The sequence below is a fragment of the Blastococcus saxobsidens genome (genome assembly GCF_002938435.1).
In the GTDB taxonomy this organism is placed as follows: Bacteria; Actinomycetota; Actinomycetes; order Mycobacteriales; family Geodermatophilaceae; genus Blastococcus; species Blastococcus saxobsidens.
Genome location: NZ_POQT01000007.1, coordinates 59,792 through 75,423, shown reverse-complemented (window position 1 = coordinate 75,423; position 15,632 = coordinate 59,792). Strand labels below are relative to the sequence as shown.

The following is a 15,632-nucleotide window of genomic DNA, read 5'->3' as shown; positions in this document are numbered from 1 at the left end:
GGATTTCGGCCCAGGACGCATGTATCGCTTCCCATGCCCGGGGTGGTCAACGGGCGCGGGCGACCGCCCAGGCGTCGCGGACGATGCCGACCAGGTCGGTGTGCTTCGGGGTCCAGCCCAGTTCGTCCCGGATCCGGTCGCTGGAGGCGACCAGCTGCGCGGGGTCGCCGGCCCGTCGCTCGCCGACGGTCACCGGGATCGGGTGGCCGGTGACCTCGCGGGCCGCCTCGACGATCTCCTGCACGGAGAAGCCGGTGCCGTTGCCGAGGTTGTAGATCCGGTGCTCGCCGGCCGCCGGGGCGGGCAGGGCCAGCAGGTGCGCGTCGGAGAGGTCCTCGACGTGCACGTAGTCGCGGATGCAGGTGCCGTCGGGCGTGGGGTAGTCCTGGCCGAACACGGTCAGGGAGTCCCGGTGGCCGGAGGCGACCTGCAGCGCCAGGGGGATCAGGTGCGTCTCGGTGGCGTGCCGCTCACCCAGCCCGTACGCCGCGCCGGCCACGTTGAAGTACCGCAGGCTCACCGCGGCGAAGCCGTGCGCGACGGCGTAGCTGGTCAGCATGTGGTCGACCGCCAGCTTGGAGGCGCCGTAGGTGTTCGTCGGCCGGGTGGGCGCGTCCTCCCGGATCGGCACCTGGTCGGGCTCGCCGTAGGTCGCCGCCGTCGAGGAGAAGACGATGCGCCGGCAGTCGGCCGCCCGCATCGCCTCCAGCAGCGCGAAGGTGCCGCCGACGTTGGTGTCCCAGTAGTCCTCGGGCCGCTGCTGGGAGACGCCGACCAGCGACTTGGCCGCGAAGTGCAGCACCGCCTCGGGGCGGACCTCGGCCAGCACCGGGGCCGAGTCGTGCAGCGACACCTCGGCCAGCGTCGCGCCCTCGGGCACCGCGTCCGCGTGACCGGTCGAGAGGTCGTCGAGGACGGTGACCTCGTGACCGTCGGCCAGCAGCGCGGCCGTCACTACGCTGCCGATGTAGCCGGCTCCGCCGGCGACGAGTACGCGCATGGGGTCACCCTACGAGGGCGGCCCAGGAGGTGGAGGATCTCGTGGTCAGCGCCCGACCTGCGGTGCAGTCGCTCCCGGCCTACAAGCCGGGCCGCAATCCCGCCGACCTGGCGCGCGAGATCGGGGTCGAGCGGGCGGTGAAGCTGGCCAGCAACGAGGTGGCCTTCCCACCCCTGCCCGCCGTCGTCCAGGCCGTGACCGCCGCGGTCACCGAGACCAACCGCTACCCCGACAACGGCGCGGTGGTGCTCACCCGCGCGCTGGCCGACCGGTACGGCGTCGACCCGGCGCAGGTGGCCACCGGCTGCGGCGCCGTCGCCATCTGCCAGGAGCTGGCGCAGGCGTACAACGACCCGGGCACGAGCATCGCGTTCGCCTGGCGGTCCTTCGAGATGTACCCGCTGCTGGCACGGGTGGCCGGCGCCCGCGCCGTCCAGGTGCCGCTGGTCGCGGGCCGGGACGGGGGGTCGCCCGACACCCACGACCTCGGGGCGCTGGCCGCTCAGATCGACGACAGCACCCGGCTGGTGTTCGTCTGCAACCCCAACAACCCGACCGGGACGGCGGTGCGCCGGCAGGAGCTCGAGCGCTTCCTCGACGCCGTCCCCACCGACACCCTCGTGGTCCTGGACGAGGCCTACCGGGAGTTCGTGACCGACCGCGACGTCCCCGACGGCGTGGAGCTCATGCGCGGCCGGCCGAACGTCGCCGTCCTGCGCACGTTCTCCAAGGCGTGGGGGCTGGCCGGGCTGCGGGTGGGCTACCTGCTGGCCGAGGACCCGGCGGTCGCCGAGGCGGTGCGCAAGACGCACCTGCCGTTCAGCGTCGGCATGGTGGCGCAGGCGGCCGCCGTCGCCGCCCTGGCCAGCGAGGACGAGGTGCGCCGCCGGTGCGCGGCCGTCACGGCCGAGCGGGCGCGGCTGACCGGCGCGCTGCACGACCGCGGCCTGGAGGTGGCCGACAGCCAGGCCAACTTCGTCTGGCTCCCGCTGGGGGAACGGACGGCGGAGCTGGCCGCGGCGCTGGAGGCCCGCGCGGTCATCACCCGCCCCTTCGCCGGGGAGGGGATCCGGGTCACCGTCGGCACCCCGGAGGAGGACGACGTCTTCCTCGCCGCGCTGGACGACGCCCTCGCCGGCGCGGGTCGCTGACCTGCGCCTCGGTGGCCCGGACCCGGCGCCGGGCGGTTTCGGACGGGGTAGCCCGGACGAGCGGCGGGTGCGGCTGGTTTGATGGCGGACGTGGCCTTGCACTCACTGTCATCGCCCCGAGTGCTGTCCGGCATCCAGCCGACCGCCGGCTCCTTCCACCTCGGCAACTACCTGGGTGCGCTGCGGCAGTGGGTCGACCTCCAGGACTCCGCGGAAGCCTTCTACTGCGTCGTCGACCTGCACGCGATCACGGTGGCGCAGGACCCCGTGGAGCTGCGGCGCAACACCCTGACGTCGGCGGCCCAGCTGCTCGCCCTGGGCGTCGACCCGTCGCGCAGCGCGCTGTTCGTGCAGAGCCACGTGCCGGAGCACGCCCAGCTCGGCTGGGTGATGCAGTGCCTCACCGGCTTCGGCGAGGCCAGCCGGATGACCCAGTTCAAGGACAAGAGCCAGCGGCAGGGCTCAGCGAACACCACGGTCGGGCTGTTCACCTACCCGGTGCTCCAGGTGGCCGACATCCTGCTCTACCAGGCCGCGCGCGTCCCGGTCGGTGAGGACCAGCGCCAGCACCTGGAGCTGACCCGCGACCTCGCCGTCCGCTTCAACGGCCGGTTCGGCCAGACGTTCACCGTCCCCGAGGCGTTCATCCCGCCCGGCGCGGCGAAGATCCTGGACCTGCAGACCCCCGAGAAGCAGATGAGCAAGAGCCTCCCGGGGGCCGGCTGCGTCTTCCTGCTCGACGAGCCGAAGCTGACGGCCAAGAAGATCCGCTCCGCGGTCACCGACACCGGACGCGAGATCGTGGCCGACGCCGCGAACAAGCCGGGCATCACCAACCTGCTGACGATCCACAGCGCGCTGTCCGGCCGGACCGTGGCCCAGCTGGAGGAGGACTTCGCGGGCCGTGGCTACGGCGACCTGAAGAAGGAGCTCGCCGAGGTCGTCACGGAGTTCGTGACGCCGGTCCAGCAGCGCACCCAGGAGCTGCTCGACGACCAGGCGGAGCTGGAGCGGATCCTCGCCGGCGGGGCCGCGCGCGCCCGCGAGGTGGCGTCCCGGACGCTGGCCCAGGCGTACGACCGGGTGGGCTTCCTACCGCCGGCCGGGTCCCCGGCATGAACGACGACACCTTCGTCGGCCGGCTGGCGGGCCCGCCGGAGACGGCGGTGCTCGGCGTGATCGTGCCGGTCCCCGAGCCGTGGGCGGCGCTGCTGGTCGACTGGCGGACGAAGGTCGGTGACCCGCAGGCGACGCTCGTGCCGCCGCACGTGACCCTCCTCCCGCCGACGGAGGTCCCGGTCGGCGACCGCGCCGCGATCGGGGAGCACCTCGAGGCGGTCGCCGCGGCCCATCCGCCGTTCGACATGCACCTGTCGGGCACCGGCACCTTCCGGCCGGTCTCCGACGTGGTCTTCGTCGCCGTGGCGCGCGGGATCGGCAACTGCGAGCTGCTGGCCGACGACGTCCGCCGGGGACCGCTGGCCCGGTCGCTGTCCTTCCCGTACCACCCGCACGTCACCGTGGCCCACGACGTCGCCCCCGACATGCAGGAGCTCGTCTACCACGGGCTGCAGGACCTCTCCGCGGAGTTCCGCGTCGAGCACTTCACCGAGTTCGAGCAGACCACCGCCGGTGGCTGGGCGGTCGCGCGCGAGTACCGGCTCACCGGACCCGAGCACTAGAAGGACCCCCTCGCCCCCCACCGCTCGCAAGCTCGCGTCGGGACCCTGCGAGGGGGCCGTTCCAGCACGTCCCCTGCGCGCGTCGGGACCCTGCGAGGGGGCCGTTCCAGCACGTCCCCTGCGCGCGTCGGGACCCTGCGAGGGGGCCGTTCCAGCACGTCCCCTGCGCGCGTCGGGACCCTGCGAGGGGGCCGTTCCAGCACGTCCCCTGCGCGCGTCGGGACCCTGCGAGCGGGCCGGCCAGGCGGCAGACTCGGGCGGTGACGTCGAGCCGCTCCGGGGACGCGAAGCCGTCCCAGGCCTGGCCGGCCCGGCTGTGGGGCCGCGTCGAGGGAGCTGTGGACGCAGGCCGGGCGCGGTTCGGCTGGTTGGACCACCTGGCCCGTGCCGGTGGCCGGTACCAGCGCACCCAGGGCGACCTGATGGCTGCCGGCGTCACCTACTTCGCGTTCCTGGCGCTGTTCCCGGTCCTGCTGCTGGTGGCCTCGGTGATCGGGCTGGTCATCGCCGGCGACGAGCTGCTGCAGCGCGAGCTCTACACCGCCATCCGGGAGACCTTCCCCGGCGCGCTGGGCCGCCGGCTGGTCGAGCAGCTGTCGGGTGCCATCGACTCTGCCGGCGTCGTGGGGCTCATCGGGCTGGGCGGCTTCCTCTACGCCGGCCTGCGGACCATGGACAAGCTGCGGGTCGGCATGGAGCGGATCTGGAAGGGGCGGGTGGACGAGCCCGAGTTCCTCCGCGACAACGTGCAGGACGTCGTCGCGCTGGTGGCGCTCGGTGCCGTCGGCGTGGCCAGCCTCGGGCTCACCGGCGTGGTCACCCAGGCCTCCTCGCGGGTGCTGGACTTCCTGGACCTCGCGGACGAGCCGGGGTACGGCGTGCTCACGTGGCTGCTGGGCATCGGCCTGGCCATGATCGGCGACGTCGTCGTCTTCCTGTGGCTGCTGCGGGTGGTGCCGGGGGTCGACCACCCGCTGCGCCGGCTGCTGCCCGGTGCGCTGTTCGGCGCGGGGGGGTTCGAGGTGCTCAAGGTCGTCGGGGGCTACTACCTGTCGATGATCTCCGACAGCGTCACCGCGTCGGCGTTCGGCGGCGCGGTGGGCGTGCTCGTCTGGATCAACCTGGTGGCCCGGTTCTCCTTCTTCACCGCCGCCTGGACGGCCACCGGCCTCGAGGCGGAGGAGACGTCCGAGCCGTCGCCCCGGCCGGACGGCGACGAGCAGCCCGCAGGCGACCCAGCAGCAGCGTCGCGCTGACCGCCAGCCCGGCCAGCCCCAGACCGCCGACCACGGGGGCGGCGAGCCACCCGGAGGACGTCGCCGGGACCGTCGTGCCGGGTGGGGAGCGGTGAGGCGTCGGTCCGGCGAGCGGTGCGGTGGTCGGTGCGACCGGCGTCCGCAGCTCCCCGGGCCGGACGAGCCGGCCGACCCCCTCGCTGCCGGCCGGGACGGTGAAACCCCAGTCCAGCAGCAGGGCCGCCTGGTCGGCGGCCCTCAGCGGCACGTTCTCCGTGTCCAGGACGCTCACCACGAGGCGGCGGCCGTCGCGCTCGGCGCCGGCCACGTAGGTGTGGCGGGCGGCGTCGGTGAAGCCGGTCTTGCCGCCCAGGATGCCCGGGTAGTCCGCCAGCGGGTTCTGGTTCTGGATCTGGAAGCCGGGGGCCCGGCCGTCGACCGGTGGGACGTCGGCACGCGGGGTCTGCAGCACGGCCACCGCGGCCGGGTCCTCCAGCAGCGTCCGGAAGATCAGGGCCAGGTCGTAGGCGGAGGAAGTCTGGCCCGCCACGTCCAGACCGGACGGCGTCCCGACGACCGTGTCGTGGGCGCCGAGCTCGGCGGCCGTCGCGTTCATCAGCGCCACCGTGGACGGGACGCCACCGGCCGCCCGCGCCAAGGCGGTGGCCGCGTCGTTGCCCGACTGCAGCACCAGCGCCTCGAACAGCAGGCGGACCGGGTACTGCCCGCCGGCGACGAGCCCGACCCTGCTGCCTTCGGCGTTCTCGTCCTCTGCGGTGCCGGTCACCACGGCGGCCGGGTCGAGGCGGTGCGCGAGCGTCAGGAGGGTGAGCGCCTTGAGAGTGCTGGCCGGGTAGTAGCGGCCGTGCGGATCGCGGGCGGCCAGCACCTGTCCCGTCCCGGCGTCCGCGACCAGCCACGCCGACGCGGCGAGCCCCTCGGGGAGCGGCGGCGCGACCTCGGCGACGACGGTCCCACGCGTGCCGAGCCGCCCGCCGCCCACCGTGCTGCCGTCCGGCGCCGTGCCCTGGGGAGGCATCCCGGTGAGCGGCGCCGACGGGGTGGGGGCCTCCGGGTCGACCGTCGGTCGGGCAGGGGGGCCGCTCGACCCGGAGGCGGGTGCGGCGGCCGAGGAGGTGGGCGCGGCGGACGCGGGAACGGGGCCCAGGAGCACTGCCGACAGGGTGATGACGCCGCACAGCAGGCCGGCGCTGAGGCGTCGTGGCATGCGGGCACCGTATGCCGCCGTGACCTGGAGCACGTCGCTCCCGTCCGTCGTGCCCGAACGGATGAGCCTTCGCAACGATCGTGTCTCAGTCCGCACCGAAGGTTGTAGCCCCCTCGGGGAGCGCGATTAGCGTCCTTGCCGGTGGCCTGCCGCGCCGCGCGCAGCGGGTGGCGGGCACCGGTACCTGAACCCCCGGGACACCGCGACGCCACGAGGTGTGCGGGTCCCCCCAGAGAGGAGATCGTCTTGCGCCGAGCGCGGATGACGAAGGCCGCGGCGCTGCTGCTGGCCGGCAGCCTGGCCCTGGCGGCCTGTGCCAGCGACGACGAGAGCAGCTCCGGCGGCACCAGCGGCGGCGGCGAGGGCGACCTCAAGGTGGGTGTCGCCTACGACACCGGCGGTCGTGGTGACAAGTCCTTCAACGACTCGGCGATCGCCGGTGTCGAGGCGGCCGTCAAGGAGGCCGGCGGTGACGTCACGGAGGACATCCAGGAGCTCTCCCCGAACGCGGACGGCTCCGACCGCGCCGAGCTGCTGACCCAGCTCGCCGAGAACGGCTTCAACCCGGTCATCGCCGTCGGCTTCGCCTACGGCGACATCATCGGCGACATCGCCGCCGAGTACCCGGACACGCAGTTCGCCATCGTCGACACCTCGGTGTCGGAGATGGGCGTCGACAACCTCACCGGTCTGGTCTTCGCCGAGGAGGAGGGCAGCTTCCTCGCCGGTGTCGCCGCGGCGTCGAAGAGCGCCACCAACCACGTCGGTTTCGTGGGCGGCCAGGAGAGCCCGCTGATCGCGAAGTTCCAGGCGGGCTTCGAGGCCGGTGCCCAGGCCGTCAAGCCGGACATCACCATCGACGTCAAGTACCTCTCGCCGGCCGGTGACCCCTCCGGCTTCGGTGACCCCGAGGGCGGCAAGGTCGCCGCGCAGGGCATGTACCAGGCGGGCGCGGACATCGTCTTCCACGCCGCCGGCGGGTCGGGCGAGGGCGTCTTCGAGGCGGCCGTCGAGGCCGGTCAGCGCGCCATCGGCGTCGACTCCGACCAGTACCTGAGCGCCTCGGCCGAGCAGCAGGCCGTGATCATGACGTCGATGCTCAAGCGGGTCGACAACGCGGTCCAGGGCTACATCGAGGACTTCGCCGCGGGCGACCTCGAAGGTGGCAGCGACATCCTGAACAACCTGGAGACCGGCGGCATCGCCCTGTCGACCTCCGGCGGTTTCATCGATGACATCCAGGGGGTCATCGAGGACTACCGCCAGCAGATCATCGACGGCGACATCGAGGTCCCGACCACCCCGTGACCTCCGGCGCGGGTCGACCTCCGGGTGGGCCCGCGCCGAACCGGTTCGGTCCACGGCGGGCCCGGGCGCATGCGCCCGGGCCCGCCGTCGTGGTCCCGGGACTGACCGGCGGCGGGGGCGGACTGGGACTGCGCCAGGCGGTGCGGGATCATGCCCGTGCCGCCTCGGCGGCCGGTGGCCGCTCCGGGAACCGGTCAGGACGAGGACGCACGACCTGCGTCCCACCGTTGCAGACGAGTGGACGTGCGCCGCCGACCCGCGGCCGCACCGCGAGAGAGGGGCCCACCATGGCCGCAGCAGGAGCGACCGGTTCCCCGCCGGCGGACGGCGCCCCGTACGCCGTCGAGCTGCGTGGCATCACCAAGCGGTTCCCCGGCGTCGTCGCCAACCGCGACATCCAGCTGCGCGTGCGGCGCGGCGAGGTGCACGCCATCGTCGGCGAGAACGGCGCAGGCAAGTCCACGCTGATGAAGACCCTGTACGGGATGCACCGCCCCGACGAGGGCACGATCCTGCTCGACGGCCGCGAGACGACCCTGCGCAGCCCGGCCGACGCGATCGCGGCGGGCATCGGCATGGTCCACCAGCACTTCATGCTGGCCGACAACTTCACCGTCCTGGAGAACATCGTCCTGGGCAGCGAGCCGACCAAGGGCGGCCGGCTCGACCGGGCGGAGGCCGCGCGGCGCATCCGCGAGATCTCCGACCACTACTCGCTCGCCCTGGAGCCCGACGTGCTGGTCGAGGACCTCGGCGTCGGCGACCGGCAGCGCGTCGAGATCGCCAAGGTCCTCTACCGCGGCGCCACCACGCTGATCCTCGACGAGCCGACCGCCGTCCTGGTGCCGCAGGAGGTCGACGAGCTGTTCAGCAACCTCGGCGAGCTCAAGCGCGAGGGGCTCACCGTCATCTTCATCTCGCACAAGCTCGACGAGGTCCGCAAGGTCGCCGACTCCATCACCGTGATCCGCCGCGGCACCACCGTGGGCACCGCCGACCCGAGGACGACGACGGCCCGGCAGCTCGCCGAGCTGATGGTCGGCTCCGAGCTGCCCTCCCCGGAGACCCGGACGTCGACCGTCCGCGAGACCGCCGTCCTGCAGGTCACCGGCCTCACCGTCCCCTCCGTCGTCGGGCGCCCGGCCGTCGACGACGTGGCGCTCACGGTGCGCGAGGGCGAGGTCGTGGGCATCGCCGGCGTCGAGGGCAACGGCCAGGCCGAGCTCGTCGAGGCGATCATGGGGCTGCGCGCGCTGACGGCCGGCACCATCACCTTCGCCGGCCAGGACATCACCCGCTGGAGCACCCGGGCCCGCCGCGAGGCCGGGCTGGGTTTCATCCCGGAGGACCGGCACCGCCAGGGGATGCTGCTGGACGCCCCGCTGTGGGAGAACCGGATCCTGGGTCACCAGACCCGCCCGCCGGCGGTCAAGGGCTTCTTCATCGACCGCCGCTCGGCGCGGGCCGACACCGAGCGCATCATGCGCGAGTACGACGTCCGCGCCCCCGGGCCGGACACGCTGGCCGTCGCCCTCTCCGGCGGCAACCAGCAGAAGCTGATCATCGGGCGCGAGATGAGCGCCGCTCCGAAGCTGCTGATCGCCGCCCACCCCACCCGGGGTGTCGACGTCGGCGCGCAGTCGGCCATCTGGGAGCTGCTCAAGGACGCCCGCGCGGAGGGGATGGGGATCCTGCTGATCTCGGCGGACCTGGACGAGCTGATCGGACTGTCCGACACGCTGCACGTCATGCTCCGCGGCCGGCTGGTGGCGACGCTCGACCCGACGTCGCTGACGCCGGAGGAGCTCGGTGGCCACATGACCGGCGCCCACGACGGTTCCGTGGGTGCCGCGTGAACGCGCTCCGCCGCATCGGCGCGTCGCTGTTCGCGCCCGCGCTGGCCGTCGTGGTGGCGATCGTCCTCACCGCGATCGTCATCCTGGTCATCGGCCAGGACCCGGCCGTGGCGCTGCGCGTGCTCCTCGACTTCGGGGACACCCCGGCGCAGCAGACCCAGTCGATCGTGGTGATCCTCAACCGCGCCGTCCCGCTGTTCCTGGCGGGGCTGGCGGTCGCGGTGGCCTTCCGCATGGGTCTGTTCAACATCGGCGTCGAGGGCCAGTACCGCATGGCCACCGTGATCGCTGCCGGCGTCGGCGCGGCCGTGGTGCTGCCCGCACCGCTGCACGTCCTGCTGATCGTCGTGGTCGCCATGACCGTCGGCGCGCTGTGGGCCGGCATCGTCGCCGTCCTCAAGGTCACCCGCGGCGTCAGCGAGGTGATCAGCTCGATCATGCTGAACTTCATCGCGCTCGGCACCGCCTCCTTCCTCCTCACCGGGCCCCTCCGGGGCAGCGAGGAGGGGGCGGCGATCATCACCACGACCGACATCCCCGAGTCCGGCCGCTTCCCGGCGATCAACGGGCTGTTCGGCGTGCTGGGCCTCGAGCAACCGAGGGGTCAGCTCTTCGGCTTCCTGCTCGTGGCGGTCGTCGTCGGCGTCGTCGTCTCGGTGCTGCTCAAGCGGACGCGGTTCGGCTTCGACCTGCGGGCCACCGGGCTGTCGCCGTCGGCGGCCACGGCCAGCGGCATCGACGCCCGCGCGATGGTCATCAAGACGATGCTCATCTCCGGCGCGGTGGCGGGCCTGATCGGCCTGCCGGACCTGCTGGGCCGGACGTACCACTTCGGCACCGAGTTCACCGCCGGCCTGGGCTTCCTCGGCATCGCCGTCGCGCTGCTCGGCCGCAACTCCCCGGTCGGCATCGCGTTCGCGGCCCTGCTGTTCGCCTTCCTCGACCGGGCGGCGGTGCCGCTGCAGTTCGCCGACATCCCCGCCTCCGTGGTGACGATCATCCAGGGCACCATCGTGCTGTCGGTGGTCGTGGCCAACGAGGTCGCGCGCCAGATCACCCGCCGGCGGGCCGGCCGTGCCGGCGGCCAGGGCGGTGACGGCGGCCCCGACGCCGGGACGTCCGCCGGTCCCGCGGGACCGGCCGGCACCCGCATCACCGACGACCGGCAGGAGGCGGGCGCGTGAACTCACCCCACGAGGACGCTCCGCCGGCGCTCCACGTCTCCATGGGGGTCCCGAGATGAGCACCGCGACGTCCGCACCCACGGCTCCCGGTGGGAGCCGGGGCGCGCTCACCGAGCTGTTCCTCGGTGGTGGCCGCAGCCGCCGGATCGCCTGGCTGTTCATCGGGCTGATGCTGCTGCTGTCGGCCGTCCGGATCATCTCCGGCGAGCAGGCGCTGACCTCCTCGTCCACCTTCGCCGCGGCGCTGCTGCTGGCCGTGCCGATCGGTCTGGCCGCGCTCGGCGGGCTGTTCGCCGAGCGCGCGGGCGTGGTGAACATCGGCCTCGAGGGCATGATGGTCCTCGGCACCTGGGGCGCCGGCTTCGCCGGATACCAGTGGGGCTGGGTCGCCGCGATCATCGGCGGGGCCGTGTTCGGGGCCATCGGCGGGCTGCTGCACGCGGTGGCCACGGTGACCTTCGGGGTGGACCACGTCGTCTCCGGTGTCGCGATCAACATCCTCGCCGAGGGCGTCGTCCGGTTCCTCTCCGAGCTGCTGTACGCCGGCGGGGCCGAGGGCGGCGGTGTCACCCAGTCGCCCGCGCTGGCGAGCAGGCCACCGAGCTTCTCGCTCCCGGTGCTCTCCAGCGGGCCGGACCTGCTCGGGGACGTCGAACGCGCGCAGTGGTTCCTGGTGTCCGACATCGCCGGGCTGCTGCGCGGTCTGACCAGCGGGGTGGGCGTGCTGACCCTGCTGGCGGTGCTGCTCGTGCCGGCCAGCTACCTGCTCCTGTGGCGCACCGCCTTCGGGCTCCGGCTGCGCTCCTGCGGCGAGAACCCGGCCGCGGCGGACACCCTGGGCGTGCCGGTCTACCGGATGAAGTACGTCGCGGTGGTCATCTCCGGGGCCCTCGCCGGCCTCGGCGGGGTGGCGCTGGTCTTCGTCGCCAACATCTACCGCGAGGGCCAGACCGGCGGTCGTGGCTTCATCGGTCTGGCGGCGCTGATCTTCGGCAACTGGCGGCCCGGTGGCCTGGCCGCGGGCGCGGGGCTCTTCGGCTTCGCCGACGGCCTGCAGCTGCGCAGCCGGGGTGCCGTCGTCGCGCTGCTGCTGCTGATCGCGATCCTGTTGCTGGCCGTTGCCTTCTACCAGGTCGGCAAGCGCCGGCTCGTCCAGGCGGTGCTCGCCGTCGTCTTCGCCGCCGGCAGCCTGGTCGCCTTCCTGACCATCGAGGAGCTGCCCGAGGGCATCGTCTCCTTCACCCCGCACCTGATCACGTTGCTGGTGCTCTCGCTGGCCGCCCAACGGCTGCGGATGCCCAAGGCCGACGGGCTGGTCTACCGACGAGGAGAGCACTAGTGAGCGCGCCTGCGCCCGACTGGGAGGTCCTGCGGGCCGCCGCCCGCGAGGCCATGACCCACGCCTATGCGCCGTACTCCAGGTTCCCCGTGGGGGTGGCCGGACTCGTGGACGACGGGCGGGTGGTCACCGGCTGCAACGTGGAGAACGCGTCGTACGGGCTGGGGCTGTGCGCCGAGTGCGGGATGGTCAGCGACCTCGCCCGCACCGGTGGCGGGCGGCTCGTCGCCGTGGCCTGCGTCGGCGGGGACGGGCAGCCGCTCATGCCGTGCGGCCGGTGCCGGCAGCTGCTGTGGGAGCACGGCGGTGCGGACATGCTCATCGAGACGGTGTCCCTCGGCATCGTGCCGATGCGCGAGGTCCTGCCGGACGCCTTCGGCCCGGAGGACCTCGTCGCGGCGGCCGAGCGGGGGCAGGGCTGATGGACGCGATCGACGTCATCCGGGCCAAGCGCGACGGCGCGCAGCTCACCCCCGAGCAGATCCGCTGGGTGATCGGCGCCTACACCGACGGCCGCGTGCCCGACGAGCAGATGAGCGCGCTGCTCATGGCGGTGTTCTTCAACGGCATGGCCGGCGAGGAGCTCGCCGTCTGGACGCAGGCGATGATCGACTCCGGGGAGCGCAAGGACCTGTCCTCGCTCGGCCGGCCGACGGCGGACAAGCACTCCACCGGCGGGGTCGGGGACAAGATCACGCTGCCGCTGGCTCCGCTGGTCGCCGCCTGCGGTGTCGCGGTGCCGCAGCTCTCCGGGCGGGGCCTGGGCCACACCGGCGGCACGCTGGACAAGCTGGAGTCGATCCCGGGCTGGCGCGCCGACGTGCACGAAGGGGCGTACCTGGCGCAGCTGCGCGACGTCGGGGCGGTGATCTGCGCGGCCGGCAGCGACCTGGCCCCGGCCGACAAGCTGCTGTACGCCCTGCGCGACGTCACCGGCACGGTGGAGTCGATCCCGCTGATCGCCAGCTCGATCATGAGCAAGAAGATCGCCGAAGGCGCCGACGCGCTGGTGCTCGACGTCAAGACCGGCTCCGGTGCCTTCATGAAGAGCGCCGACGACGCCCGCACGCTGGCCCGCACCATGGTCGGCCTCGGCGAGGCGGCCGGGGTGCGCACCGTGGCCCTCGTGACGGCGATGGACCGGCCCCTGGGCCGCGCCGCCGGCAACGCGGTCGAGGTCGCCGAGTCGGTCGAGGTGCTCGCCGGCGGGGGACCGGCCGACGTCGTCGAGCTGACCCTGGCGCTGGCGCGGGAGATGCTGGCCGGTGCCGGGCGTTCCGACGTCGACCCCGCCGACGCGCTGCGCGACGGGCGGGCCATGGACGTGTGGCGGCGGATGATCGCCGCGCAGGGCGGCGACCCCGACGCGCCGCTGCCCCGGCCGGCCGAGACCCATGTGGTGACGGCGCCGGCCGGCGGCACCCTGACCCGGCTGGACGCCTACGCCCTCGGCGTGGCGGCCTGGCGGCTGGGCGCCGGCCGGGCCCGCAAGGAGGACCCGGTGTCGGCTGCGGCCGGCATCACCTGGACCGCCGGGGTGGGGGAGCGGGTCACCGCCGGCCAGCCGCTGCTGGCGCTGCGGACCGACGACGCCGCCCGCATCCCGCGGGCGCTGGAGGCGCTGGAGGGCGCGATCGGCGTCGACACCGACGACCGGCCCCTGCCGCTCGTCCTGGAACGCATCACGGCCTGACGAGCGGGGCCCGGAGGGTCCCGGAGGAGGGCCGGGTGCCCGCCCTGCGAGGCGGCGCGAGGAGTGGGGCCCGGAGGTCCCCGACGATCGCCGGGACGCCTCAGCGCCGCTGGCAGACGGCACGTGGCGGCGGTACCACGAGCATGGGGGAGACTGTTCCCTCGTGACCAGTCCCACCGCGGTCCGCGGCCGGCCGCAACCCGGAGACCCGCTCGACCCGGACGCCGCGATCTCCATCCGCGGGCTGGTCAAGCGCTACGGCGACTTCACCGCCGTCGACGGCCTGGACCTCGACATCCACCGGGGCGAGATCTTCGCGCTGCTCGGCCCCAACGGCGCCGGCAAGACGACGACGGTGGAGATCTGCGAGGGCTACCGCGGCCGCGACGGCGGTGAGGTGCGGGTGCTGGGCGCCGACCCGGCCGACGGCACCCGGCGCTGGAAGGCGCAGCTGGGCATCGTCCTGCAGTCCGGCGGCGGCGACAGCCAGCTGTCCGTGCGGGAGCTGGTGCGGGCGCAGGCGTCCTACTACCCGCGGCCGCGCGACCCCGACGAGGTGCTCGAGCTCGTCGGCCTCACCGAGAAGGCCGGTGTCCGCGCGAAGGCGCTCTCGGGTGGGCAGCGCCGCCGGCTCGACGTCGCGCTGGGCATCGTCGGCGGGCCGACCCTGCTCTTCCTCGACGAGCCGACGACGGGCTTCGACCCGGAGGCCCGGCGGCAGTTCTGGTCGCTGATCCGCTCGCTGCGCGACCTCGGTACCACGATGCTGCTCACCACCCACTACCTCGACGAGGCCGAGGCCCTGGCCGACCGGGTCGGCGTGATCGCCCGCGGCCGGCTGGCCGAAGTTGCCGTGCCGTCGGCCCTGGGCGGGCGCGAGACGGCGCCGGCGGTGGTCACCTGGACCGAGGGCGGCACGCGTCGCACCGAGGCGACGGCGACACCCACCGCCTTCGTGCGGGGCCTGGCCGAGCGGTTCCCCGGTGAGGTGCCCGACCTCGTGGTGGCCCGCCCCACGCTCGAGGACGTCTACCTGCGGATGATCGGCGAGGGCGAGCGCGCGGGCACCGCCGCGACCGCCGGGGGAGAGGTGACCCGATGACGACGACCCGGCCCGCCCGCGAGGCGGGGTCCGGCCACGAGCCGGCCCTGCCGTCCATCGCCTCGGTCTACCGCTCGCGCGCGGTGGTGGAGCTCAAGGAGTTCTTCCGCCAGCGGGAGTCGGTGGTGTTCACGCTGCTCCTGCCGGTCCTGCTGCTCACGGTCTTCGGCGCGGTGCTGGACTTCGACCTGGGCGAGGGCGTCAGCTTCACCCAGTACTTCATGGCCGGGATCATCGCCGCCGGCATCCTCGGCGCCAGCCTGCAGAACATGGCGATCAGCATCGCCACGGAACGCTCCGACGGCACCCTCAAGCACCTGGCCGGCACACCGATGCCGCGCAGCGCCTTCTTCGTGGGCAAGGTCGTCCAGGTGCTCGCGGTGACGGTGGCGATCATCGTCGTCCTGCTGCTGATCGGCGTCGTCTTCTACGGCATCGACCTGCCCTCGGGCTCGGACTGGCTGGTGTTCGCCTGGGTGTCGGCGCTCGGGGCCGCGGCGTGCACGCTGCTGGGCATCGCCCTGTCGAGCCTGGCGAAGAACGGCCGCTCGGCCTCGGCGACGGTGACCCCCTTCGCGCTGGTGCTCCAGTTCATCTCCGGCGTCTTCTTCCAGTTCAGCGAGATCCCGACCTGGATGCAGACGGTCGCCGCGGTCTTCCCGTTGAAGTGGATGGCCCAGGGGCTGCGGTCGGTGTTCCTGCCCGACGCGCTGGCCGCCGACGAGCCGGCCGGCACCTGGGAGCTGGGCCGGGTGGCGCTGGTGCTGGCGGTCTGGTGCGTCGTCGGCCTGCTGCTGTGCGTCAAGACGTTCCGCTGGCAGGACCGCGGGCAGTGACTCTGCGGAGGCCTCCGG

General features: G+C 73.6%; 14 protein-coding genes. 12 read left to right on the top strand and 2 right to left on the bottom strand.

The window, feature by feature from the left end:
- Nucleotides 1-46 precede the first annotated feature (46 nt).
- The gene (gene galE / locus C5507_RS06290) at nt 47-1,000 is read right to left on the bottom strand and encodes a UDP-glucose 4-epimerase GalE (protein ID WP_104527675.1); all 954 of its coding nucleotides are present in this window, start codon (nt 998-1,000) and stop codon (nt 47-49) included.
- A gap of 41 nt (nt 1,001-1,041) precedes the next feature.
- On the opposite strand from galE, the gene hisC reads away from it, so the two are divergent.
- From hisC to C5507_RS06270, 4 genes are all read left to right on the top strand, one after another.
- Nucleotides 1,042-2,151 carry a histidinol-phosphate transaminase gene (gene hisC / locus C5507_RS06285; protein WP_104527764.1) on the top strand — a complete coding sequence of 370 codons (1,110 nt, stop codon included), beginning with the start codon at nt 1,042-1,044 and terminating at the stop codon, nt 2,149-2,151.
- Between the two features lie 120 nt (nt 2,152-2,271).
- Nucleotides 2,272-3,270, top strand: a complete 999-nt coding sequence (trpS, locus tag C5507_RS06280) for a tryptophan--tRNA ligase (RefSeq protein WP_242611161.1) — start codon at nt 2,272-2,274, stop codon at nt 3,268-3,270.
- On the top strand, nt 3,267-3,833 hold the full coding sequence (locus C5507_RS06275) for a 2'-5' RNA ligase family protein (RefSeq protein WP_104527673.1): 567 nt from the start codon (nt 3,267-3,269) through the stop codon (nt 3,831-3,833). Before trpS ends, C5507_RS06275 begins: the two co-directional genes overlap by 4 nt.
- A gap of 260 nt (nt 3,834-4,093) precedes the next feature.
- Entirely contained in the window at nt 4,094-5,089 is a 996-nt protein-coding gene (locus C5507_RS06270) for a YihY/virulence factor BrkB family protein (protein WP_242611160.1), read from the top strand.
- Here C5507_RS06270 and C5507_RS06265 read toward each other — a convergent pair.
- Nucleotides 4,977-6,296, bottom strand: coding sequence for a D-alanyl-D-alanine carboxypeptidase family protein (locus C5507_RS06265; RefSeq protein ID WP_104527762.1), 1,320 nt, complete (start codon nt 6,294-6,296; stop codon nt 4,977-4,979). The genes C5507_RS06270 and C5507_RS06265 overlap by 113 nt on opposite strands.
- Nucleotides 6,297-6,542: 246 nt before the next feature.
- Here C5507_RS06265 and C5507_RS06260 point away from each other — a divergent pair, with 246 nt between their 5' ends.
- The 8 genes from C5507_RS06260 to C5507_RS06225 all read left to right on the top strand — a co-directional run bounded on the left by C5507_RS06260 (nt 6,543) and on the right by C5507_RS06225 (nt 15,614).
- Complete coding sequence (locus tag C5507_RS06260; RefSeq protein WP_242611159.1) at nt 6,543-7,604, top strand: BMP family lipoprotein; 1,062 nt, start codon at nt 6,543-6,545, stop codon at nt 7,602-7,604.
- A 287-nt stretch (nt 7,605-7,891) separates the two neighbouring features.
- Nucleotides 7,892-9,460, top strand: a complete 1,569-nt coding sequence (locus C5507_RS06255) for an ABC transporter ATP-binding protein (RefSeq protein WP_104527671.1) — start codon at nt 7,892-7,894, stop codon at nt 9,458-9,460.
- Nucleotides 9,457-10,644: an ABC transporter permease gene (locus C5507_RS06250; protein ID WP_104527670.1), complete on the top strand. Its 1,188-nt coding sequence runs from the start codon at nt 9,457-9,459 to the stop codon at nt 10,642-10,644. The genes C5507_RS06255 and C5507_RS06250 overlap by 4 nt, the downstream gene beginning before the upstream one ends.
- Nucleotides 10,645-10,699: 55 nt before the next feature.
- Nucleotides 10,700-11,983, top strand: a complete 1,284-nt coding sequence (locus C5507_RS06245) for an ABC transporter permease (RefSeq protein ID WP_104527669.1) — start codon at nt 10,700-10,702, stop codon at nt 11,981-11,983.
- Complete coding sequence (locus C5507_RS06240) at nt 11,983-12,405, top strand: cytidine deaminase (protein WP_104527668.1); 423 nt, start codon at nt 11,983-11,985, stop codon at nt 12,403-12,405. Before C5507_RS06245 ends, C5507_RS06240 begins: the two co-directional genes overlap by 1 nt.
- Complete coding sequence (locus tag C5507_RS06235) at nt 12,405-13,676, top strand: thymidine phosphorylase (RefSeq protein WP_104527667.1); 1,272 nt, start codon at nt 12,405-12,407, stop codon at nt 13,674-13,676. The genes C5507_RS06240 and C5507_RS06235 overlap by 1 nt, the downstream gene beginning before the upstream one ends.
- 163 nt (nt 13,677-13,839) lie before the next feature.
- Nucleotides 13,840-14,778, top strand: a complete 939-nt coding sequence (locus tag C5507_RS06230; RefSeq protein WP_104527666.1) for an ABC transporter ATP-binding protein — start codon at nt 13,840-13,842, stop codon at nt 14,776-14,778.
- On the top strand, nt 14,775-15,614 hold the full coding sequence (locus tag C5507_RS06225; RefSeq protein ID WP_104527665.1) for an ABC transporter permease: 840 nt from the start codon (nt 14,775-14,777) through the stop codon (nt 15,612-15,614). The genes C5507_RS06230 and C5507_RS06225 overlap by 4 nt, the downstream gene beginning before the upstream one ends.
- Nucleotides 15,615-15,632: the final 18 nt, after the last annotated feature.

Excerpts from the sequence above, each read along its gene's own strand:
- galE (WP_104527675.1), bottom strand. The coding sequence starts at position 1,000 with ATGCGCGTACTCGTCGCCGGCGGAGCCGGCTACATCGGCAGCGTAGTG.
- C5507_RS06275 (WP_104527673.1), top strand. The coding sequence starts at position 3,267 with ATGAACGACGACACCTTCGTCGGCCGGCTGGCGGGCCCGCCGGAGACG.
- C5507_RS06265 (WP_104527762.1), bottom strand. The coding sequence starts at position 6,296 with ATGCCACGACGCCTCAGCGCCGGCCTGCTGTGCGGCGTCATCACCCTG.
- C5507_RS06255 (WP_104527671.1), top strand. The coding sequence starts at position 7,892 with ATGGCCGCAGCAGGAGCGACCGGTTCCCCGCCGGCGGACGGCGCCCCG.
- C5507_RS06245 (WP_104527669.1), top strand. The coding sequence starts at position 10,700 with ATGAGCACCGCGACGTCCGCACCCACGGCTCCCGGTGGGAGCCGGGGC.
- C5507_RS06235 (WP_104527667.1), top strand. The coding sequence starts at position 12,405 with ATGGACGCGATCGACGTCATCCGGGCCAAGCGCGACGGCGCGCAGCTC.
- C5507_RS06225 (WP_104527665.1), top strand. The coding sequence starts at position 14,775 with ATGACGACGACCCGGCCCGCCCGCGAGGCGGGGTCCGGCCACGAGCCG.